This is a genomic window from Dactylosporangium siamense (assembly GCF_016862795.1).
GTDB classification, from domain to species: Bacteria; Actinomycetota; Actinomycetes; order Mycobacteriales; family Micromonosporaceae; genus Dactylosporangium; species Dactylosporangium siamense.
This window is the reverse complement of the sequence record NZ_BONQ01000155.1, coordinates 47871-69099: the sequence shown is the minus strand read 5'-3', so window position 1 is coordinate 69099 and position 21229 is coordinate 47871. Positions and strand designations below refer to the sequence as shown.

18 protein-coding genes are annotated in these 21229 nt (G+C 72.6%); 8 read left to right on the top strand and 10 right to left on the bottom strand.

What is annotated here, in order from left to right:
* Positions 1 to 15 precede the first annotated feature (15 nt).
* From Dsi01nite_RS47545 to Dsi01nite_RS47530, 4 genes are all read right to left on the bottom strand, one after another.
* The gene (locus Dsi01nite_RS47545; RefSeq protein ID WP_239136818.1) at positions 16 to 825 is read right to left on the bottom strand and encodes an ABC transporter ATP-binding protein; all 810 of its coding nucleotides are present in this window, start codon (positions 823 to 825) and stop codon (positions 16 to 18) included.
* Positions 822 to 1919 (bottom strand): FecCD family ABC transporter permease, encoded by a 1098-nt coding sequence (locus tag Dsi01nite_RS47540; protein ID WP_239136816.1) that lies wholly within the window; start codon positions 1917 to 1919, stop codon positions 822 to 824. The genes Dsi01nite_RS47545 and Dsi01nite_RS47540 overlap by 4 nt, the downstream gene beginning before the upstream one ends.
* Before the next feature lie 62 nt (positions 1920 to 1981).
* Positions 1982 to 2986, bottom strand: coding sequence for a FecCD family ABC transporter permease (locus Dsi01nite_RS47535; protein ID WP_444542525.1), 1005 nt, complete (start codon positions 2984 to 2986; stop codon positions 1982 to 1984).
* 173 nt (positions 2987 to 3159) lie between these two features.
* Positions 3160 to 4512: a lysine N(6)-hydroxylase/L-ornithine N(5)-oxygenase family protein gene (locus Dsi01nite_RS47530; RefSeq protein WP_203853086.1), complete on the bottom strand. Its 1353-nt coding sequence runs from the start codon at positions 4510 to 4512 to the stop codon at positions 3160 to 3162.
* A gap of 200 nt (positions 4513 to 4712) precedes the next feature.
* On the opposite strand from Dsi01nite_RS47530, the gene Dsi01nite_RS47525 reads away from it, so the two are divergent.
* On the top strand, positions 4713 to 5660 hold the full coding sequence (locus Dsi01nite_RS47525) for a methionyl-tRNA formyltransferase (protein WP_203853085.1): 948 nt from the start codon (positions 4713 to 4715) through the stop codon (positions 5658 to 5660).
* Positions 5661 to 5670: 10 nt separating this feature from the next.
* On the opposite strand, the gene Dsi01nite_RS47520 is transcribed toward Dsi01nite_RS47525, so the two are convergent.
* Entirely contained in the window at positions 5671 to 6570 is a 900-nt protein-coding gene (locus tag Dsi01nite_RS47520; protein WP_239136812.1) for an expansin EXLX1 family cellulose-binding protein, read from the bottom strand.
* A 66-nt stretch (positions 6571 to 6636) separates the two neighbouring features.
* Positions 6637 to 7470, bottom strand: a complete 834-nt coding sequence (locus tag Dsi01nite_RS47515; protein WP_203853084.1) for a PIG-L family deacetylase — start codon at positions 7468 to 7470, stop codon at positions 6637 to 6639.
* Positions 7471 to 7531: 61 nt separating this feature from the next.
* On the opposite strand from Dsi01nite_RS47515, the gene Dsi01nite_RS47510 reads away from it, so the two are divergent.
* Positions 7532 to 10435, top strand: coding sequence for an ATP-binding protein (locus tag Dsi01nite_RS47510; RefSeq protein WP_203853083.1), 2904 nt, complete (start codon positions 7532 to 7534; stop codon positions 10433 to 10435).
* Positions 10436 to 10682: 247 nt separating this feature from the next.
* Entirely contained in the window at positions 10683 to 10889 is a 207-nt protein-coding gene (locus tag Dsi01nite_RS47505) for a hypothetical protein (RefSeq protein WP_203853082.1), read from the top strand.
* Between the two features lie 5 nt (positions 10890 to 10894).
* Here the strand turns inward: Dsi01nite_RS47505 and Dsi01nite_RS47500 are convergent, their stop codons facing one another.
* Positions 10895 to 11872, bottom strand: a complete 978-nt coding sequence (locus Dsi01nite_RS47500) for an NAD(P)-dependent alcohol dehydrogenase (protein ID WP_203853081.1) — start codon at positions 11870 to 11872, stop codon at positions 10895 to 10897.
* A 91-nt stretch (positions 11873 to 11963) separates the two neighbouring features.
* On the opposite strand from Dsi01nite_RS47500, the gene Dsi01nite_RS47495 reads away from it, so the two are divergent.
* The 3 genes from Dsi01nite_RS47495 to Dsi01nite_RS47485 are packed head-to-tail and all read left to right on the top strand — an operon-like array spanning position 11964 to position 14550.
* On the top strand, positions 11964 to 12653 hold the full coding sequence (locus Dsi01nite_RS47495; RefSeq protein ID WP_203853080.1) for a TetR/AcrR family transcriptional regulator: 690 nt from the start codon (positions 11964 to 11966) through the stop codon (positions 12651 to 12653).
* 37 nt (positions 12654 to 12690) lie between these two features.
* Positions 12691 to 13329 carry a maleylpyruvate isomerase N-terminal domain-containing protein gene (locus Dsi01nite_RS47490; protein WP_203853079.1) on the top strand — a complete coding sequence of 213 codons (639 nt, stop codon included), beginning with the start codon at positions 12691 to 12693 and terminating at the stop codon, positions 13327 to 13329.
* 45 nt (positions 13330 to 13374) lie between these two features.
* Positions 13375 to 14550 carry a Clp protease N-terminal domain-containing protein gene (locus Dsi01nite_RS47485; protein WP_203853078.1) on the top strand — a complete coding sequence of 392 codons (1176 nt, stop codon included), beginning with the start codon at positions 13375 to 13377 and terminating at the stop codon, positions 14548 to 14550.
* Here Dsi01nite_RS47485 and Dsi01nite_RS47480 read toward each other — a convergent pair.
* From Dsi01nite_RS47480 to Dsi01nite_RS47470, 3 genes are read right to left on the bottom strand one after another with little or no spacing between them, the layout of a single operon-like run.
* On the bottom strand, positions 14540 to 15367 hold the full coding sequence (locus Dsi01nite_RS47480; RefSeq protein WP_203853077.1) for a carbohydrate ABC transporter permease: 828 nt from the start codon (positions 15365 to 15367) through the stop codon (positions 14540 to 14542). The genes Dsi01nite_RS47485 and Dsi01nite_RS47480 overlap by 11 nt on opposite strands.
* 5 nt (positions 15368 to 15372) lie before the next feature.
* Entirely contained in the window at positions 15373 to 16338 is a 966-nt protein-coding gene (locus Dsi01nite_RS47475; RefSeq protein WP_203853076.1) for a carbohydrate ABC transporter permease, read from the bottom strand.
* Positions 16335 to 17651 carry an ABC transporter substrate-binding protein gene (locus tag Dsi01nite_RS47470; RefSeq protein ID WP_203853075.1) on the bottom strand — a complete coding sequence of 439 codons (1317 nt, stop codon included), beginning with the start codon at positions 17649 to 17651 and terminating at the stop codon, positions 16335 to 16337. The genes Dsi01nite_RS47475 and Dsi01nite_RS47470 overlap by 4 nt, the downstream gene beginning before the upstream one ends.
* Positions 17652 to 17770: 119 nt before the next feature.
* Here Dsi01nite_RS47470 and Dsi01nite_RS47465 point away from each other — a divergent pair, with 119 nt between their 5' ends.
* Complete coding sequence (locus Dsi01nite_RS47465) at positions 17771 to 18775, top strand: LacI family DNA-binding transcriptional regulator (protein WP_239136810.1); 1005 nt, start codon at positions 17771 to 17773, stop codon at positions 18773 to 18775.
* A gap of 123 nt (positions 18776 to 18898) precedes the next feature.
* Positions 18899 to 21229, top strand: a complete 2331-nt coding sequence (locus Dsi01nite_RS47460) for a beta-xylosidase/alpha-l-arabinosidase (RefSeq protein ID WP_239136808.1) — start codon at positions 18899 to 18901, stop codon at positions 21227 to 21229.

Here is a 21229-nt window from a genome sequence, read left to right as displayed (position 1 = left end):
GGAGGGTTGCGGGGGTCAGAGCGGCAGGGCGGCGTGCAGGGCGCCGGCGCGCGGGATGACCAGCGGGGTGCCGGTCTCCGGGTCGGGGATGATGCGGCACGGCAGGCCGAAGACGTCCTCGACGAGCTCGCCGGTGACGACGTGCCGCGGGTCGCCCTCGGCGACGATGACGCCCGCCTTCATCACCACGATGTGATCGGCGTAGCGGCAGGCGTGGTTGAGGTCGTGCAGGACGGCGACCATCGTGGTGCCCTGCTCGCGGTTGAGCCGCAGGCACAGTTCGAGCAGCTCGACCTGGTGGGCGATGTCCAGGAACGTGGTCGGCTCGTCGAGCAGCACGATCGGGGTCTGCTGGGCGAGGACCATCGCGACCCACACCCGTTGCCGCTGGCCGCCGGACAGCGTGTCGACGAGGTCCGCGGACAGTTCGGTGACGCCGGTCGCGTCCATCGCGGCGGCGACCGCGGCCTCGTCGTCGGCGGACCACTGGCGCAGCAGCCGTTGGTGCGGGAACCGGCCGCGGGCGACGAGCTCGGCGACGGAGATGCCGTCCGGCGCGACGGAGGACTGCGGCAGCAGCCCGAGCCGCCGGGCCACCTCCTTCGCCGGGTAGGCGTGGATCGACCTGCCGTCCAGCAGCACCTGGCCCTTGGCCGGGGCGAGCAGCCGCGACAGCGCCCGCAGCAGCGTCGACTTGCCGCAGGCGTTGGGGCCGACGATCACGGTGAACCGGCCGTCGGGGACCGTCAGGTCCAGGTCGGCGCTGATCGTCTTGCGGTCGTAGCCGACGGTGATGCCGTCCGCGCGCAACCGGGTCATGCTCATCTCCTCGCCTGTCTGGCCAGTAGCCACACGAAGTACAGGCCGCCGATCGACACGGTGACGACACCGACCGGCAGCTGGGTCGGCGCGAACACCCGCTGCGCGGCGAAGTCGCTGCCCATGAGCAGCAGCGCGCCCATGGCGGCGGACGGCGCCAGGGCGATCCCGGCGGTGCGGGCCACCCGGTGCGCGAGCTGCGGCGCGGCCAGGGCCACGAACGAGATCGGTCCGGCGACGGCGGTCGCGGCGGCGATCAGCGCCACGCCGAGCGCGAGGTAGGCCAGGCGGGTCCGTTCGACGCCGACGCCGACGGCGGCCGCGGCGTCGTCGCCGAGCTCCAGCACCTGCAGCCGCCGGCCGAGCGCGAGGACCAGCAGGGTCAGGCCGCCGATGGCGACGGCGGCGGGCGTGACCTGGGCCCAGCCGAGGCCGTTCAGCGTGCCCTTGCCCCAGATCGTGGCGGAGATGGCGGTCTGCAGGTCGACCTTGATGATGAACCACTCGTTGACCGAGCTGAGCACGGCGCTGATCGCGATGCCGACGATGATGAGCCGGAAACCCTGCACGCCGCGCCGCAGCGACAGCAGGTAGACCGCGGCGGCGGTGGCGATGCCGCCGATGAGGGCGGCGGTGACGGTCTGCGGGTAGCCGCGGCCGACGAACACGACGCAGATCAGGACACCCGTGTAGGCGCCGGTGCTGAACCCGAGCACGTCGGGGCTGCCGAGCGGGTTGCGGGTCAGCGCCTGGAAGATGGCGCCGGACAGACCCATCGCGGCGCCGACCAGCAGGGCGAGCAGGACCCGGGGCAGGCGCCACTCGACGACGACGAGCCGCACGGCGCGGGAGCCCTCGCCGGTGAGGGCCTGCAGCACCTCGGCCGGGGTCGCGGTGAACTCGCCGGTGCCGAGCGCGAGGACCGCCACGGCGGCGGCGAGCAGCAGCAGCACGAGGCAGGTGACGGTGGTGCGGACGCCGAGGCGCACCGAGGTGAGCGGGCCGATCCGCAGCACGAGCGCCGACCGTCCGAAGTCGACGGTGGTCCTGGTCTTCGTGGCGTTCACAGCGCGCTCGCCGAGCGCCTTCACTGGGTTCACAGCGCGCTCGCCGGGCGCCTTCACGGGGTTCACAGCGCGCTCGCCGGGCGCCTTCACGGGGTTCACAGCGCGCTCGCCGAGCGGCGGCGGACCAGCCAGATGAGCACGGGCGCGCCCACGAACGCGGTCACGATCCCGGCCTGCAGCTCGCCGGGGCGCAGCACGAGCCGGCCGAGGACGTCGGCGGCGAGCAGCAGCACCGGCCCGCCGACGAGGGTGTACGCGAAGATCCACCGCTGGTCGGGTCCGGTGATCCACCGCGCGACGTGCGGCACCATCAGCCCGACGAAGCCGATCGGCCCGACCGCCGCGGTCGCCGCGCCGGCGAGCAGCGTCACCGACAGCACCGCGCCGGCCCGGGTGCGGCCGAGGCTCGCGCCCAGGGACCGGGCCAGGTCCTCGCCGAGCGCGACCGTGTTCAGGGACCGCGCCACCAGCAGCGCGAGGACGAGTCCGGCGACGACGAACGGGGCGACCGCGCGGATGACGTCCCAGCCACGGCCGGTGAGCGCGCCCACGTCCCAGAAGCGCAGGTAGTAGAAGGCCCGCGGGCGGATCAGGCGGACGCCGGAGGCGATCCCTTCCAGGACGGCGCCGAGCGCGACGCCGGCGAGCAGCAGCCGCACCGGTGTGGCGGGTCCGCGGCCGACGGCGGCGAGGGCGTAGACGAGCACCATCGCCACGACGACGCCGGCGAAGGCGAACCAGACGTAGGCGGTGATGCTGGACAGGCCGAGCAGCCCGATCGCGATCACGACGAACAGCCCCGCGCCCGCGTTGATCCCGAGGACCTGCGTGTCCGCCAGGGGGTTGCGGGTGACGGCCTGGATGACGGCGCCGGAGATGCCGAGCGCGGCGCCGACGAGCACCGCCAGGACGGTGCGCGGCACCCGCAGGTCCCGCACGATCGACTGATCGGTGGTGCCGGTGTAGTGCGCGAACGCGTCCCAGATCGTGGCCGGGGACAGGTTCTTGGTGCCCACGGCGATGCTCAGCAGGCAGCACACCGCGAGGATCCCGACGGACACGGCGAGCCACAGCCCGCGCCGGGCGTTCGTGGCGGCCAGGCCCGCCGGCCGCAACGCCCTCGCCTGCTTGACCACGACGGCGCCGCGCACCGCAGCGCCGGACACCGCAGCGCCGGGCACCGCAGTGCCGGAGACCGCGGCCGGTTCGGCGCGGGCCGTGGTGAGCAGTGCCGCGGCGGCCTGCGGCGGTGGCTGCGGTGGGGTGGACCCGCTCACGCGTAGGAGCTGGCTCGGCCCGAGCCGGACAGTGCGGGCAGGGCGGGCTCGGCGCGCCGCCGGCCGCAGACCGACTCGAGGATCTCGGCGGAGCGGATCGCGGTGTTGGACAGCAGCGAGGAGCTGATGCCGTGGGTGTGTTCGGTGCCGCCCTGCAGGTAGATCCCGGCGTGCACGGCGGCGTCGGTGCGGATGCGGTAGTCGCGGTCGACGACGGCGCGGCCCTGCCCGTCGTAGTGGCAGCGGCCGGCGAGCTCACCGAGCAGCGGGAACGGGTCGGCGGGCGCGTAGCCGGTGGCGCAGACGAGCACGTCGGCGTCCAGGACGGTGCGGGCGCCGGTGAGCATCGACTCGACGGTGACCGCGACCCGGCCGGCGGTCTCCTCGGCGGCGGTGAGCCGGGACACGTTGAGCAGGCGGAGCCGTTGCGAGCCGAGCACCTTCTCCCGGTACACGCGGCGGTAGAGCGTCTCGATGAGGTCGGTGTCGACCACGGAGTAGTTGGTGTTGGCGTGGTAGCCCAGCAGCATCGACTTCACCTGCGCGGAGGCGTCGAAGTAGTCGTCGACGGCGAGGGGGTCGAAGATGCGGTTGGCGAAGGGGCTGTCGTCGGCGGGGCTGTAGCCGTAGCGGGACAGCACGCCGCACACCTCGGCCGACGGGAAGCGTTCGTGCAGGAACGCGGTCACCTCGGCGGCGCTCTGCCCGGCGCCCACGACGACGAACCGGGACGGGTCGGTGCCGGCCAGAGCGTCCACATTGGTCAGCAGGTCCCGGCTGTGCCAGACCCGCTGCGACGCCTCGATGCCCGGGGGCAGGGCGGGACGCAGCCCGCTGGCGAGCACGACGTTGCGGGTGCGCACGGTGTACGGCGCACCGGCGGCGTCGCGTGCCTCCACGTCGTACGCCGTCACGACGTCGTCGGTGACGACGGGACGCACGGCGGTGACGTCGGCGCCGTAGCGGACCAGGTCGTCGACCCGGACGGCGGCCCACTCGAGGTAGTCGTGGAACTCGATGCGCAGCGGGAACAGGCTCTTGTGGTTGACGAAGTCGATGAGCCGGCCACGCTCGTGCAGGTAGCACAGGAAGCTGAAGGAGCTGGTCGGGTTCCGCATCGTGACGAGGTCCTTGAGGAAGGACACCTGCATCGTCGCGTCCTCGATCAGCATGCCCCGGTGCCAGCCGAAGGCGGCCTGCCGCTCCAGGAACACCGCGCTCACGGGCGCCGAGCCGGCGGTGGCGTTGCGCTCGTGCACCGCGATCGCGAGCGCCAGGTTCGAAGGGCCGAAGCCGACCCCGACGAGGTCGTAGACCGGCACGGCGTCCTCCTGGCGCAACTGTGGCATCGCAGTCCCATCGTTCACGTCGAGACCCGGCTCGACCGTTCCGGCTCCGCCACCCGCTGATGTGGAGTTAGGCAAGCCTAACCTTAGTTAGCGCCCTTGTCACGATCGCCCTGCGGCTTCCACGTAAATGAAGGGTAGACTAACCTAACTTCCGATCGAAGGCTATGGCATCGAACGTTGTCACTCATCTGGGAGGCCCAATGCGCGTCGTCATGTTCGGATATCAGACCTGGGGGCATCGCACGCTCCAGGCGCTGCTGGCCTCCGAGCACGAGGTCGCGCTGGTCGTGACCCACCCGGTGAGCGACCACCCGTACGAGCGGATCTGGAGCGACTCCGTCGCCGATCTCGCCACCGAACACGGCGTCGAGGTCATCATCCGCGACCGGCCTGACGATGCCGAGCTGCTCGACCGGCTCAAGCAGGCCGACCCGGACGTGATCGTCGCCACCAACTGGCGCACCTGGATCCCGCCGGAGATCTTCGAGCTCCCCCGGTTCGGCACCCTCAACGTGCACGACTCGCTGCTGCCGTCCTACGGCGGCTTCGCCCCGCTGATCTGGGCCCTCATCAACGGCGAGAAGGAGGTCGGGGTCACCGCGCACATGATGGACGCCGGGCTGGACGCCGGTGACATCGTGCTGCAGCGGGCGGTCCCCGTCGGCGACCGGGACACCACCACCGACCTGTTCCACAAGACCCTGGAGCTGTTCGGCCCGATCACCGTGGACGGCCTGGACCTGATCGCGTCCGGCCGCGCCGACTGGACCCCGCAGGACCGCTCCAGGGCGAGCTTCTTCCACAAGCGGGCCGAGGAGGACAGCCGCATCGACTGGACCTGGCCGGCGGAGGACCTGGACCGGCTCGTGCGGGCGCAGTCCGACCCGTACCCGAACGCGTTCACCTATCACCGCGGCCAGCGCATCCGCATCGTCGCCGCGTCGGTGTCCAAGGGCATCTACGGCGGCACCCCCGGCCGGATCTTCATCCGCGAGGGCGACGCCGTGGTCATCGTGGCCGGCGCCGAGGCCCGCCGCGGCCGCAGCCACGGCCTGGCCGTCGAGCGGATCCGCACCGAAGACGGCACCGAGCTGGCGGCCACCGACTACTTCACGACGATGGGCGGTTACCTGACCGGCCGGCGCTGACCGGGGCCACTCAGCCGCATCTCGCGGGTGGCTGGGCGGCCGCGGCGGTGACCTCGGTGCCGGCCTCGGTGGCGGCTGCACCGGCCGGTTCGCCGGTGGGCGGCGGCGACACCGGCGCCGACTCGGCCGCGGCGGTGCCCGGCCTGCTGGCCGCCGGGGTCTTCGGCGCGGAGGCGGCGGTGGTGGCGGTGGCTCCCGGGCGCTGCACGGTGCCGACGGTCAGCGTCACCCCGGTCAGGGTCGTGCGCCGCCCGGCGGTGTCGGTCGCCCGGATCGTGAACGGGCCGGTGCCGGCACCGTTCTGGGCGATCCAGTAGTTGTAGTCGGTGTGGCTCAACGCCTTCCAGCCGCCGCCGGACTGCAGCTCCACCGCGGACAGCGGGTTGCCGGTGTTGTCCAGGCGCAGCGCCAGCCAGTACCGCGACGAGCCCTCCTTCACCCGCACCGTCATCGGGCCGGGCGCCGGCGGGCTGGTCACCTTGCTGTACGTCACCTTGATGATCCCGGCGACCGGGTCACCGATCTTCGCGAACGCCTGCCTGCTGAGATCCAGGTGGCCGGCGGCGCACTCCGGGCAGCGGTCGGTGACCTTCACCCGCACCGTGCCCTTCGGACCCTTGACGTCCAGGTAACCGCCGCACGCGGCACCGGCGGCGTACTCGGCGTTGCCGAGGGCCACGACGAGCGGGTTCGACACCGGGTCGAACGAGCAGTTGCCGCCGCCGTCGGCCGCGTAGTACGTCGCCTGGCCGGCCGAGGCGGCGGCCGCGGCGCAGGCGGCCCCGGACGACTGCGCGACGAGCGCGACGGTCGCGGTGCCTGCCACGACGGCGCCGGCGGCCGCGACCACCCAGGTCCGGCGGCGCATCCACCACGGCGAGGGTTCCGGGTTGTCCAGCACGAACGGCATGGTAGCCGCACCCCGGACAACCCCACCCGTACCAAAGGAACGCTTAAGGTCCCCCCAAACCGTGGCTCAGCGCAGCCCGGCGAACAGGTCGTCCTCCGGCAGCGGCGCACCCGTGGTGTCGCGCACCCGCACGAAGGTCTCCATCCCCATCAGCTCGGTGAACTTCTCCTTGCCCATGCGCAGGAAGAAGATGTTCTCGCCCTGGCTGGCGTGCGCGGCGAGCGCGTCGAACTTCTGCGCCCCGAACGCCCTGGTGTCCACCCACGTCGAGATCTCCTCGTCGGGCAGGCCCATCGGCGGACCGGCCGGCGGCGCGTCGGGATCCGGCTCGGGGAACTCGACGCCCAGCTCGCGCAGCGTCTCGCCGAACTTCTCCATGCCGGAGCGCGGGACCGTCGTCCAGTACACCTTGGCCGGGCTGCCGGTCAGCTCGACCGCGGCCATCGTGATCCGGTGCGCCTGGATGTGGTCCGGGTGCCCGTAGAAGCCGTTCTCGTCGTAGGTGACGATCACGTCCGGCTGATACCTGTCGATGAGCGCGGCGAGGCGCTGCGCGGCGTCCGGCACGGGCGTGGTCCAGAACGAGCCGGCCACGTCGTTGGTCGGCCAGCCCATCATCCCGGAGTCCGGGTAGCCGAGCACCTCCAGGTGCGCGACCTTCAGCGCGGCGCAGCTGGCCTCGAGCTCCACGAGGCGCATCGCGGCCACCGCCTCGGGGTCGTGGCCCGGCTCTCCCGGTTTGACCCCGCCGGGTCCGTCCCCGCAGCGCCCGTCGGTGCAGGTCACCAGCACCGTCGTGATCCCTTCCGAGGCGTATCTGGCCAGCACGCCACCGGTGCCGGTCGCCTCGTCGTCGGGGTGCGCGTGCACTGCCATCAGTGTCAGGGGTCGTTGAGCCATGCGACCCACCCTATCCAGCGCGCCGGGCTCAGGTCGGTCGCCGTGGCGCCGATAACAGGGTGTGCGGGGTCGTGGGTCACGATCGGCGGGTGCGACGCCCGCGGGGCGCGCCGGTGATCCGGCGCGCCTGGAGTCGCTGCACGCCACCGGGCTGCTGCAGGCCGCCGGGGTGCCCTCGCTGGACCGCCTGACCCGCCTCGCCCGGCGGGCGGTCGGCGTGCCCTCCGCCCTGGTGTCCCTGCTCGACGCCCACCGGCAGGTGTTCGTCAGTGTGGCCGGGCCCGCCATCGGGCTGGACTCGCCGGTGGCCGACCTCTGCCGGAGCGTGGTGGACGACGACGCGCCGGCGGCCGTGACCGGCGGCCGCCTGGACCCGGCCGGCGCCCGGCTGGGACCCGCCTGCGCCGGGCACCCGCTGCGCACGCCGGACGGGCAGGTGCTCGGCGCGTTCTGTGTCGTCGACGACGGGCCGCGGCAGTGGACCGCCGAGGAGCTCGACACGGTCGCGGACCTGGCCGGCGCCGCCGAGGTCGAGCTGGCCCTGCGGCTGGCCAACAGCGAGCTGATGCTTGCCTCGACGCGCACCCAGGCGGTGCTGGACAGCGCCGCGGACGCGTTCCTGTCGCTCGACGCCGCCGGCGCCGTGCTGGCCTGGAACCTCGCCGCGGAGCGGATGTTCGGCCGGTCCGCGGCGGAGACCCTCGGCCGGCCGGCCGGCGTGGTCGTCGCCGACGAGAGCCGCGACGCCTTCGCCGCCTGGCTGGCCGGTGCGGCCGGCCGCGGATCCGCCGCGACCCTCGAGGTCACGGCGGTGGACCGGGCCGGCCGGAGGTTCCCGATCGAGGTCGTCGCCCAGGTGTACGTCGAACGCGACCGGGCGGTCGTGCACGCGTTCGTGCACGACCTGAGCAACCGGCAGGCGGCGCGGCGGCAGCTGGAGGCCGAGCGCACGTTCCAGCGGGCGCTGCTGGACAGCCTCGACACGGCCGTGGTCGCCTGCGACAGCGAGGGCCGGCTCGCCACGGTCAACCGCGCGTTCCACGACGCGCACCAGGGCGTGCCGGTGGAACCGACCACGGGGCAGACCTGGGCGGAGCGGTTTCAGCTGTTCGCCGCGGACGGCCGGCGGCTGCTGCGACCCGACCAGGTGCCGCTCGCCCGCGCGTTCGCCGGGGAGCACGTCCACGGCGAGGAACTGGTCGTCGGCGGCCCGGGCGGCGTGCAGCGGCGGTTCCTGTGCAACGGCCAGCCGATCGACGCCCCGGACGGCCAGCGGCTCGGCGCGGTCGTGGCGATGCACGACATCACCGAGGCGCACCAGGCCGAGCGGCTCAGGGACGCGCAGCTCGCCGTGGCGGAGGCGTTGACGACCGCGGGCGGCGCGGCGCAGGCGGCGGAGGCCGTCATCGAGGCGGTCACGGTCGCGCTGGACTGGGCGTTCGGCGAGTACTGGCACGTCGACCCGGACACCGACACGGCGATCCGGCTCGGCGTCTGGGCCAGCCCCGGCCGGGCCCGGCCGGACTTCCTCCACGATCCGCCGCCGGTCACCCGTGACGGCGGGATGATCGGCCAGGTCTGGCGCACCGGGCGGCCGCAGTGGATCGCCGACGTCAACCGGCTGCCGTACGCCTCGAAACGCACGGCCGCCGCCGTCGCCGCGGGGCTGCACGCCGTGATCGGGTTGCCGGTCCTCAGCGGCGGGACCGTGCTCGGTGTCCTCGTCTTCGCCACCGAGCGGCTCGTCCCGCCGGACCCGGACGTCGTGGCGATGCTCGACGGCGTCTGCGCGCACATCGCCCGGCAGATCGAGCGGCTGCGCGCCGACGACCTCACCACCGCCCTCGCGGCCGCGCGCCTGGACTTCGACCGCGTCATCGCCCGGGTCAACGACTACGTCTGGACCGTCGAGGTGCTGCCGGACCAGACGGTCCGGTCGGTGTACGCCAGCCCCGACGGCGCCGGGGTGTTCGGCTCGCCGATGCCCAGCGGCACCGACCTGGCCATGGTCCTCGCCGAGCGGGTGCACCCGGACGACATCAAGGAGTTCCGCGGGTTCAACGCGTCCATCGCCGCGGACCAGCCGGCGGAGATGGAGGTCCGGGTCCTCGGCTTCGACGGCGTCACACGCTGGGTGTGGACCCGCGCGCTGGCCCGGCGGGAGGACGGCCGGCTGTTCCTGGACGGGATGAGCAGCAACGTCACCGAGCGCCGCGTCCTCGCCGAGCACCGTGAGGAGCTCCTCGCCGAGCAGCGGCAGCAGGTGGAGCGGCTGCGGGAGCTGGACCGGATGAAGGACGACCTCGTCGCCCTCGTCTCGCACGAGCTGCGCAACCCGATCGGCACGATCCTCGGCTACGCGGAGATCATCGGCGACGAGCCCGGCGTCACCGACGAGGTGCGCCGCTACGGCGAGGTCATCTTCCGGCACAGCAGCCACATGCAGCAGCTCGTCGACGACCTGCTGGACCTGGCCCGGCTCGGCAGCGCGAGCCTCGCGGTCAACCCGCGGCCGCTGTCACTGACCAGGGCGTTGCGGGAGGCGATCGAGGATCACCGGCCGGCCGCGGACGCCAAGGGTCTCACGGTCCGGCTCGAACCCGGCGCGAACCTGACGGTGCGGGCCGACCCGGCGCGGCTGCGGCAGGTGCTGGACAACCTGCTCTCCAACGCCGTCAAGTACACCCCGGCCGGCGGGACGGTCACGGTCGCCGCCGTGGGCACCGGCGACGACGCCGCCGTCAGCGTCAGCGACACCGGCATCGGCGTCCCGCCCGAGCAGTACCAGCAGCTGTTCACCCGGTTCTTCCGCGCCTCGACCGCGCTCGCGCACGGCATCAAGGGCACCGGCCTCGGCCTGGCCGTCACCAAGGCCATCGTCGACGCGCACCACGGCACGATCACCGCCACCCCGACCGAGCCGACCGGGACTACGTTCACCTTCACCCTGCCGACCGCCCCCTGAGGCAATGGTGAACAGAAGGTGTACGCAAGGTGAACGATCCTCCTGTGCGTAGCCCCGCCGGCCACTAGGCTAAACATCAGATCCGCGGGTACAACCAGCAGGAATCGGAGGTGGGTCGGATGGCTAAGAAGTCGAAGAAGGACAAGAAGAAGAACAAGAAGAACAAGAAGAAGAAGTAGCCCGGCCGTGCCGCCGTTCCGCTCCGGTAACGGCGGCAACGCCACCCGACGTCGAGGGGTCAGGGGTCATGCACCACGACATTCTCGCGCTCCTTGACGCGCACCTGGCGCACCTGCGCGCGGCGCGGGATCAGCTCGCCGCCACCCGTAGGGTCACCCCGGGCGAGCGCCGCGCCGCCGTGCTGCACACCGTCGAGGTCAGCGAGCGCTACGCGGCACACGCCCGGTTCCTGCTGGCCGAGCTCGACGCGGAGGAGCCGAGGGTGCCGGCGTAGCCGGTTCACACGGTGATGACGACCTTCGCCCGCGCGTGGTCCATCTCGAGATACCGGACGGCCTCCGCGCCGTCGCTGAGCGGAAACGTGCGGTCGATGACCGGGGTGACCGCGCCGGACTCGAAGAGTTCCCCCAGCGTCTCGAGGTTCTTCCGGCTCGGCACCGCGACGAGGGCGAGCACCCGGTGGCGGACGAACCTCGACACCACCCGGGCCCGGGCGATGAGACGGACCGGCCCGAAGAGGCTGCCGCCCTCGGACACGCCGCCGCCGGACAGCACCAGGGCCCCCGCGGGCGTCAGCACCCGCCGACAGTCGGCCAGTGCGTGGTTGCCGACGAGGTCGAACACGACGTCGTACCGGTCGGCGCCGAGGGTGAAGTCCTCCCGGGTGTAGTCGATCACCCGGTCCGCGCCGAGGGACCGGACGAGGTCGAGGTTCCTGGTGCTGCACACGGCGGTGACCCGCGCCCCGAAGGCCTTGGCGATCTGCACGGCGAACGTGCCGACGCCGCCGGACGCGCCGTTGATCAGGACGTGCTGCCCGGCGGTGACCCGCGCCGCGTCGCGCAGGCCCATGAGGGCGGTGTTCGCGGCCGTGGGCAGCGCGGCGGCCTGCTCGAACGTGAGGTTGGCCGGCTTGATCGCCAGCGGACCGGTGGCCGGGATCCGGACGTACTCGGCGAACGCGGCGTCGATCTCGCCGAACACCTCGTCGCCGGGGCGGAAGCCGGTGACCCCCGCGCCGACGGCCTCGACCCGGCCGGCGAAGTCCGTGCCGCGGACCCGCACCTTCGGCGCGCCGAGCCCGAAGGCCATCCGGGCGACGTACGGGTCGCCGCGCATGACGTGCCAGTCGCGGGCGTTGACCGAGGCCGCGTGGACCCGGACGAGCACCTCGCCGGCGGCGGCCACCGGCGGGTCGACCTCGCCGAGCCGCAACACATCGGACGGGCCGTAGCGGTCCTGGACGATCGCCTTCATCGCGTTCTCCTCGGATTCGGAAGGTGTACGGCGTACACCAGCACGCTTCGACGGTAAGGTGTACGGCGTACACCAGTCAAGGGGGGATAGGGTGCGGCAGGTGGACACCCTTCGGCGCGCACCCCTGACCAGGGACCGCGTGCTGCGCGCCGCCGTGGACCTCGCCGACGGCACGGGGATCGACGCGCTCAGCATGCGCAACCTCGCGCAGACCCTGGGCGTCGTGCCGATGGCGCTCTACAAGCACGTCGCCAACAAGGAGGAGCTCCTCGACGGCATGCTCGACGTCGTCGTCGGCGAGATCGACCCGCCGGTCGCCGGCACCGACTGGCAGGCCGCCGTCCGCGAGCGGATCCTCTCCGCCCGCCGGGCGCTGCTGCGGCACCCCTGGGCGTCCCGGGTGCTCGAGACCCGCACGGCCGCCACGCCGGTGGTCCTGCAGTACATGGACTCGATGATCGGCATGTTCCGGGCCGGCGGCTTCTCCGTCGACCTCACCCACCACGTGATGCACGCGATGGGCAGCCGCATCCTCGGCTTCTCGCAGGAGCTGTTCGGCACTCCCCCGCCGAGTGACGCGCCCATCGATCCGGAACTGGGCCGGCAGATGGCCGAGCGGTACCCGTACATCACCGAAATCACGACCAAGGTCGCGCATGACGACGCTTCCGTGGTCGGCAGCGGCTGCGACGACCAGTTCGAGTTCGAGTTCTCCCTGGACCTGATCCTGGACGGCCTCGAACGGCTCCGGGCGCGCGGCTGGACCTCGCGGCCGGATTGATCGGAATGCGTCCCGCCGGTCGGGCGTTGCCGCAGGCATGACGCAGATCAGGGAGCTCTATCTCACCGCCGCGGCGACCGCCGCCCGGCTGCTCGCCGCGCCCGAGGTGGCCGCCGCGTGGCACGAGCCGAGCGCCCTGCCCGAGCTCAGCGTCCGGGGGCTCGCCGGGCACCTGGCGGGGCAGATCTTCTTCATCCCCAAGGTCCTCGCCGAGCCGGTGCCCACCGAGGAGGTCATCGGCCTGCACGACTACTACGCCCGGGTGCACTGGATCGGATCGGACCTGGACGACCCGTTCAACGTCCTCATCCGCACCAGCGGCGAGGACGACGCCGCGGACGGGCCGGCCGACCTCGCCGCCCGGGTCGAGGCCACCGTCGCGTCCCTGCGCACGGCGCTGCCGGCCGCGCCGGACCGGCCGGTGCGCCGCCCCACCTGGGGTGCGTGGTCGATCGCCCTGGACGACTTCGTGGCGAGCCGGCTGCTGGAGGTCGTCGTGCACAGCGACGACCTGGCGCACAGCATCGGCGTCACGACGCCGGAGTTCCCGCCCGCCGCCGTGGAGACCGTCGTGGACATCCTGTCCCGCATCGCCCTGCGCCGCCACGGCCAGACCGACGTGCTGCGCGCGCTGAGCCGGGCGGAGCGGGCGCCGGCCTCGATCGCCGCGCTGTAGGCACCTTGCGGCCGTCCACCACGATGGACGGCCGGGGGTGCTGGCATGGAGTTCGGCGATACGGTGGCAGGGTTGGTGCGTACGGCGGCGTACGCCGCGGCGCGCAACGAACCGGCGAACCGGGTGGTGGACGCCTCGACGCTGCTCTGGCTGGCCGTGCCGGGTGAGTCCGGGCGCGTGCCCACGATCCGGCAGGTGGAACGCCAGGTGCACGCCGGCTCGGCCTGGCGGGTGCCGTTCAAGGCGTCGACGGACGGCCTGCTGGCGCAGGACCTCGCGGGCGCCGATCCGGTGTCGCAGCTGCTGCGCCAGGCACGACTCAGCGTGCCGCCGGACCGGTTCGACCGCGGCCCGGTGCGATGGCACGGGTCCGTGATGGCCGGGCTGCTGGCGACCCTGGACGAGGCCCGGGCGGCCGGGGTCGAGACGACCGGTCACCTCCACCTGGTGGCGGGGCTGCTGCGGGCGTGCACCGAGACGCTGAGCGGGCAGCCCGCGGACGAGCACCTCGCCGGGTTGCGGGCCGAGCCGGCGTGGCGGGAGCCCGGCCGGCCGTACACGCCAGTGGTGTCGCAGCTCGCCCCGGCCAGGGAGATGAGCGAACGGACCGGCCTCGGCGGCTGGTTGGACCGGAAGCTGCGCCGTGCCGAGGTCGGCGACAGCCGCTACGGCGGTGCGGTCACCCCCAGTGTCATCCGGGAGGCGATGCGCCAGACGGTCCGCCTCGACGACGGCCCGGTGACCGCCGCGCACCTGCTGCTCGGTATCGCCGGGCTGGGCGAGCAACTGCGGACCGCCGGGCGGCGCCTGCGCTCGCCCCTGCTGCCCTTCAACGGCGCGCCGGACCTCCTCGACGCGCACGGCGTGACCCTTGAGCGGGCGGTCGCGGCGCTGCCGGCCGCCCGCCCGGAGCACCCGGTGATCGCGCCCACGGGGCGTGTGCAGCTGGTCATCTGGACCCCCTGGCCGCAGTGGACCGCCGAGGCGGTCGACGCGGTCAACCGGGCGGTGGACCTGGCCCGCGAGGCGGGTCACCCCGAGACGGGCACGACGCACCTCGCCGTCGCCGCCCTCGAGCCGGAGGACGGCACCGCGGCCCGCCTGCTGCTGGCGCTCGGCGTCTCGCGGGCGGAACTGTTGCACCAGTTGCGGGAAGCCGCACCTCCGCCGGAGAGACGCGCCGATCGTTCCCCGGCGAAGGCGCGGCGGCTCAGCCCTTGACCGATCCGGTGAGGCCGCCGACGATGTGCCGTTCGGCGAACACGAAGAAACCGATCGCGGGGATCATCGACGCCGCCGTGTAGGCCAGGATCCGGGCGGTGTCCTGCGAGAACTGGGACTGGAACGCGGCGACGCCGAGCGGCAGGGTGAAGTTCGACGGGTCGCTGAGCACCAGCAGCGGCAGCAGGTAGGCGTTCCAGCTGGTGACGAACGCCAGGATCGCCACGGTCGTCAGCGCGGGCCGGCTCAGCGGGATCAGGATCCGCCAGAAGAACCCGAGCCGGCCGGCGCCGTCCATCGCCGCCGCGTCCTCCAGCTCGGCGGGGATCGCGGCCATGAACGGGCGCAGGATGACGATCGTGATCGGCAGGGCGAACGCGGCCTGCGGCAGCGCCACCCCGAGCGGGTTCTCCAGCAGGTCCAGCTCGCGCAGCAGCAGGTACAGCGGCAGGGCCGCGGCGGTGAGCGGGAACAGCAGGCCCAGGGTGAACAGGGTGTACAGCGACTCCCGCCCGGCGAACGTGTAGCGGGACAGCGCGAACGCCGCCATCGCGCCGACGCCGACGGCGAGGCCGGTGGTGATGACGGAGATGAGCGTGCTGTTGCCCATCGCCTGCCAGAAGACGTCGGAGCTGAGCACGTCGGTGTAGTTGCCCAGGTTCCACGGCGACGGCCAGCCGACCGGCTCGTTGTTGATCTGCGCGTTGGTGCGGAACCCGCCGAGGATGGTGAACAGCAGCGGCACGACCGTCACGCCGACGACGAGCAGCACGACGAGATACGTGAACGGCGTCCCCAAGGACAGGCGTCTCTTCATGCCGGTCACCCCTTGGTCCCGGTCAGTGCGCCCCGCAGGTCGCGGCGCAACGCGAAGCGCTGATACAGCAGGGCGAAGATGAAGCACACGACGAAGAGCACGACGGCGACGGCGCTGCCGAACCCGAACTCGTAGCGGCTGAAACCGTGGTCGAGCAGGTACGTGGCCATGGTCGCGGAGGCGCTCGCCGGACCGCCGAGCGTCATGATCCACACCAGGTCGAACAGTTGCAGCGAACCGATGACGGACAGGAAGATCCAGATCCGGATGGTGGGCCCGAGCAGCGGCAGCACGATGTGGCGGGTGGTGTCCCACGGCGACGCGCCGTCGGTGGAGGCGGCCTCCCGCAGCTCGGCCGGAATGCTCTGCAACCCGGCGAGGAGCAGGATGACGCCGAAGCCGATGTACTTCCAGGTGATGACCACGAAGAGCGTGTAGAGCACCAGGTCACCGTCGGCGAGCCAGTGCTGGATCAGGCCACCGAGCCCGGCCGCGTTGAACAACTGGTCGACCAGGCCGCCGGGCTGCAGCATCAGCAGCCAGACGACCGCGGTGATGGCCTCCGACAGCACGTACGGCGCGAACACCACCAGCCGCAGCACCGCCCGCCCGCGGATCTTGCGGTTGAGCAGCAGCGCCAGCGCGATCGACAGCGGCAGCTGGATGACGACGGACAGCGCGGCGATGATCAGGTTGTGCAGCAGCGCGGACCGGAAGACCTCGTCCTCCAGGACCCGCTGGTAGTTGCCCAGCCCGTACGGGGTGCGGGGGCTGAACCCGGTCCATTTGTAGAAGCTGTAGTAGACGGCGACCGCGATCGGCAGCAGCACGAACCCGACGAACAGCACGAGCGCCGGGGTGAGCAGCAGCGCGAGCTCCAGCCGGGTGCCGCGGCGCCCGGGCCGGCGGGCCGGCCGCGGGTCAACGCGGCCGGCCTCGCTCTGTGGTGCCGTGACTGCGGATGCGGTCACTTGTTCGCGACCGCCTTGTTGAAGGCGTCGACGATGCCCTGCGGGCTGCCCTTGCCGGCGAAGAAGTCGGCGATGGCGTCGTTGAGTGCCTGCCCGACGCTCGTGGGCAGCGCCTGGTCGAAGTACACCTGGATGTATGGCGCCTTGTTCAGGTACTCCTGCACGGTCTTGAGCGTGGGGTCCTGGATGGCGGAGATCGCCGCCGGGTTCGCCGGCAGGCTGATCGTGTTGCTCTGCACCAGTTTCTGCTGCACCGGGGCACTGGCGATGTACTTGAGGAAGTCGGCGCACGCCGCGCCGGCCTTGATGGCACAGGAGTAGCCGTCGCCGCCGCCGAGCGCGGTCCCGGGGGTGCCCTTGCCCCCGGCGACGGCCGGGAACTCGAACCAGCTGAGCTTCTTGGCGTATTCCTTGTCCTCGGTCAGCGGGATCATCGTGGGCAGCTCCCAGTCGCCCTGCAGCTCCATCGCCGCCTTGCCGTTGGCGAGCAGACCCGCCGAGCTGCCCGCGCCCTGCTGGGCGGGGGTGCCGAGGAAGGCGTCCTGGAACGGCTTGGTGTCGAGGAACGCCTTGAGGTCCTCACCGGCCTTGACCCAGCACGGGTCGTCCATCTTGAGGTTCTTCACGGTGTTCTTCACGGTGTCCAGGGCGCATTCGCGGATCGCGAAGTAGGACCACCAGAACGCGTCGGGCCACTTGTCCTTGCCGCCGACGGCGATCGGGGCGATGCCCTTGGCCTTCAGCTTGGTGACGGCGGCGTTGAGCTCTTCCATCGTTTTCGGGGGCGCGGTGATGCCGGCCTGGGTGAAGAGATCCGTGCGGTACCAGAAGCCGACGACGTGCAGGCCGAAGGGCACGCCGTACTGCTTGCCCTCGACCTGCCAGCCCTTGGCGCCGGCGCCGAGCTCCTGAATCCAGCTCGACGTCGCATCGGTGATGTCCAGGAGCTTGCCGGACTCCACCTGGGTGGCCAGGGCACCGCCACCCCACTGCTGGAAGATGCTCGGCGGTGTCGGCGACTGCAGCGCCACCGAGATCTTGGTCTTGAGCGCTTCGTTCTGTGCCGGTTCGACCTTGAACGACACATTCGGATGGTCGGCGTGGTACTGGTCTGCGATCGACTGCCAGACGCCCTTGGCGGGGTCCTGGGCGCCGTTGTGCCACCAGGTCAAGGTCGTGGCGGCGTTCGGGTCGCCGCCCGATCCGGTTTCGTCGTCGCCGCATGCGGTCAGGGAGGGCACGACCATCGCCAATGCGACGGTGATCGCGGCCAGCCTCCGTGGGGTGCTCAGGCGGACGTTCAAAGTGATCATCTCCTGACGGGGGCGAGCCGAGCCAAAGGGCTCGGCCCTCGATGACCGCAGAGTCTCCGCCTCAGGAACGAGGCTTGTCAATCGTTGTTGATATCGTTATCGGAAGTTACTCTGCCCTCGTGAAGCCCAGTTCTCGAATCACGATCCGGGACGTCGCCGCGACCGCGGGCGTCTCGGTGGCGACGGTGTCCAAGGTGCTCAACGCCCGTTACGGGGTGTCCGCCGCGACCAGCGCACACGTCCAGTCCGTCATCCGCGAGCTGGGCTACGAGGCGAGTCTCGTGGCGCAGAGCCTGCGCAACCACAAGACCAACGTCATCGGCATCCTCGTCGCCGACCTGGAGCCGTTCAGCACCGAGCTGCTCAAGGGCGCCGCGAAGGCGATCAAGGGCACCGGCTACGAGCTGGTCGTCTACTCCGCCGGCGGGCGCACCAGCGACCAGGCCGGCTGGGAGCAGCGCTACCTGTCGCGGCTGTCCGGCACGCTGATCGACGGCGCGGTCCTGGTCACGCCGACGGTGATCGACGTCGACTACGGCACCGCGGTGGTCGCCGTGGACCCGCACGCCGGCCCGTCCGGCCTGCCGACCGTCGACTCGGACAACCTCAACGGCGCCAGGCTGGGCACCCAGCACCTGCTCGACCTGGGACACCGCCGCATCGCGATGATCACCGGCCGGCCGGACCTGGAGTCGTCCCGGCAGCGCGAGCTGGGCTTCCGCGAGGCCATGGGCGACGCCGGTGTGCCCGTCGACCCCGACCTCATCCAGGTCGGCGACTACGACCCGGACTCCTCGGCCGCCGCGGCCCACCTGCTGCTCAGCGACCCGGACCGGCCCACCGCCATCTTCGGCGCCAACGACGTCTCGGCGATCGCCGCCGTCGAGGTCGCGGCGTCGATGGGGCTGCGGGTGCCCGACGACCTGTCCGTCGTCGGCTTCGACAACGTCCCCGAGGCGGCCCTGGCCAGCCCCGCCCTCACCACCGTCGAGCAGCCGATCCACGCGATGGGCCAGCACGCGATCGAGCTGCTGATCAAGCTCATGCACGGCGCGCCGGTCGACACGACCCACGTGCGGCTCACGACCCGGCTCGTCGTGCGCCGGTCGACCCGCGCGGTCTGAACGTCTGACCCGCGCGGTTTGAAAGTTTCACGGTGCCCCGCGACCGCGCCGTGCGCAACGGCGCACGCGGCGCGCGGTGCGACCCTGCCCAGCGCCACCCTGCACGAACATTGGAGCCCGAGCGTGACACTCGACAGCGGCGTCTCCTCGCCCACCACAGGCGGAACCTGGCGGGACACCACGGCGCCCGCGTCCGCACGCGTGGCCGACCTGATGACCCGGATGACCCTGCGCGAGAAGGTGGCGCAGATGTACGGCGCCTGGCTCGACGTCGACGACACCGCCGGCGAGGTCGCCCCGCACCAGCACGACCAGGCGCCCGACCCGATCGACTGGACCGCCCTCATCCCCCACGGCCTCGGCCAGGTGACCCGCGCCTACGGCACCACGCCGATCGCGCCCGCCGACGGCGCCCGGCGGGTCGCCCGCCTCCAGCGCGAGATCATCGCCGCCGGCCGCTTCGGCCTCCCGGCGATCGTGCACGAGGAGTGCCTGACCGGGCTGGCCGCCTGGCAGGCGACCATCTACCCGGCGCCGCTGTCGTGGGGCGCGAGCTTCGACCCGGACCTCGTGGAGCGGATGGGCGCGCAGATCGGCCGCACCATGCGCCGCCTCGGCATCCAGCAGGGCCTCGCCCCGGTCCTGGACGTGGTCCGGGACCTGCGCTGGGGACGCGTCGAGGAGACCATCGGCGAGGACCCGCACCTGGTCGGCACGATCGGCGCCGCCTACGTGCGCGGGCTGGAGTCCGCGGGCGTCATCGCCACCCTCAAACACTTCGCCGGCTACTCCGCCTCCCGCGCCGGGCGCAACCTCGCGCCGGTGTCGATCGGGCCGCGCGAGCTCGCCGACGTGCTGCTGCCACCGTTCGAGATGGCGCTGCGCGCCGGTGCCGGCTCGGTCATGAACAGCTACACCGACCTCGACGGCGTCCCGGTCGCCGCGGACCCGGCGCTGCTCACCGACCTGCTCCGGGACCGGCTGCGCTTCGACGGCACGGTCGTGTCCGACTACTTCTCCGTCGCGTTCCTGCAGACGCTGCACGGTGTCGCCGGCACCCGCGCCGACGCGGCCGCGCTCGCCCTGCGCGCCGGCATCGACGTCGAGCTGCCCGGCGCCAACTGCTACGGCGCACCGCTGCTGGACGCCGTCGAGGCCGGCGACGTCGACGAGGCCCTCATCGACCGGGCCGTCACCCGGATCCTGCTGCAGAAATGCGCCCTCGGGCTGCTGGACGAGGACTGGCAACCGTCGCCTCCCGCGCTGTCCGACGCCACTGTGGACATCGACCCGCCCGAGGCCCGGGACCTCGCCCGGCAGCTCGCGGAACGCTCGATCGTGCTGCTGCGCAACGAGTCCGCGCTGCCGTTGCGCCCCGGCGCCCGGCTCGCCGTCGTCGGTCCCGGTGCCGCGGAGTCCGGCGCGATGCTCGGCTGCTACTCGTTCCCCCGCCATGTCCTGGTGCACCACCCGGACGTGCCCGCGGGCGTGGCCGTGCCGTCGGTGCTGGACGCGCTGAAGGCCGGGCACGACGTCACCTACGCGCTGGGCTGCCCGGTCCTCGGCGGCGACGACGAGCAGATCGCCGCCGCGGTCGAGGCCGCCGCCGGGGCCGACGTGTGCGTCGCGGTCCTCGGCGACCTGTCCGGGCTGTTCGGCCGGGGCACGTCCGGGGAGGGCTGCGACGCGGTCGACCTCCGGCTGCCCGGGCGGCAGGAGGAGCTCCTCGAGGCGCTGCTGGCCACCGGTACGCCGGTCGTGCTGGTCCTGCTCGTCGGCCGCCCGTATGAGCTGTCCCGCCAGGTCGACCGGCTCGCCGCGGTGCTGTGCGGGTTCTTCCCCGGTGAGGAGGGCGCCACCGCGATCGAGGGTGTCCTCAGTGGACGGATCGACCCGTCGGGCCGGCTGCCGGTGAGCTTCCCCGGTGCCGGCGGCTCGCAGCCGTCGACCTACCTGGCCGCGCCGCTCGCCGGTCGCAGCGGCGTCAGCAACGTGGACCCGACGCCGCTGTTCGCGTTCGGCCACGGGCTGTCCTACACCGGCACGGCGTGGGGCGAGGTCACCCTCTCCCCCGCCGGCGGCTGGGCGACCGACGGCATCGTCGAGGTGGCGGTGCCGGTGCGCAACGACGGCGACCGCGCGACGAGCACCGTCGTCCAGGTGTACCTGCACGACCCCGTCGCCGAGGTGGCCCGGCCCGAGCGGCAGCTGATCGCCGCGGCCCGGGTGGACCTCGCGCCGGGACAGGACCGCACGGTCGTGTTCGGCCTGCACGCCGACCTGCTGTCGTACTCCGGCCGGGACGGGCGGCGCCTGGTCGAGCCGGGCGAGGTCGAGCTGCGCGTCGCACGGTCCAGTGTGGACGTCCACGCGGCGGTGCGGGTCCCGGTCGCCGGCCCGCGCCGCGTCGTCGGCCACGACCGGCAGCTGCACCCGGTGATTTCGTTGCACTGA

Excerpts from the sequence above, each read along its gene's own strand:
- Dsi01nite_RS47480 (WP_203853077.1), bottom strand. The coding sequence starts at position 15,367 with ATGAAGAGACGCCTGTCCTTGGGGACGCCGTTCACGTATCTCGTCGTG.
- Dsi01nite_RS47490 (WP_203853079.1), top strand. The coding sequence starts at position 12,691 with ATGACGCAGATCAGGGAGCTCTATCTCACCGCCGCGGCGACCGCCGCC.
- Dsi01nite_RS47520 (WP_239136812.1), bottom strand. The coding sequence starts at position 6,570 with ATGCCGTTCGTGCTGGACAACCCGGAACCCTCGCCGTGGTGGATGCGC.
- Dsi01nite_RS47470 (WP_203853075.1), bottom strand. The coding sequence starts at position 17,651 with ATGATCACTTTGAACGTCCGCCTGAGCACCCCACGGAGGCTGGCCGCG.
- Dsi01nite_RS47515 (WP_203853084.1), bottom strand. The coding sequence starts at position 7,470 with ATGGCTCAACGACCCCTGACACTGATGGCAGTGCACGCGCACCCCGAC.
- Dsi01nite_RS47505 (WP_203853082.1), top strand. The coding sequence starts at position 10,683 with ATGCACCACGACATTCTCGCGCTCCTTGACGCGCACCTGGCGCACCTG.
- Dsi01nite_RS47530 (WP_203853086.1), bottom strand. The coding sequence starts at position 4,512 with ATGCCACAGTTGCGCCAGGAGGACGCCGTGCCGGTCTACGACCTCGTC.
- Dsi01nite_RS47485 (WP_203853078.1), top strand. The coding sequence starts at position 13,375 with ATGGAGTTCGGCGATACGGTGGCAGGGTTGGTGCGTACGGCGGCGTAC.
- Dsi01nite_RS47525 (WP_203853085.1), top strand. The coding sequence starts at position 4,713 with ATGCGCGTCGTCATGTTCGGATATCAGACCTGGGGGCATCGCACGCTC.
- Dsi01nite_RS47500 (WP_203853081.1), bottom strand. The coding sequence starts at position 11,872 with ATGAAGGCGATCGTCCAGGACCGCTACGGCCCGTCCGATGTGTTGCGG.
- Dsi01nite_RS47545 (WP_239136818.1), bottom strand. The coding sequence starts at position 825 with ATGAGCATGACCCGGTTGCGCGCGGACGGCATCACCGTCGGCTACGAC.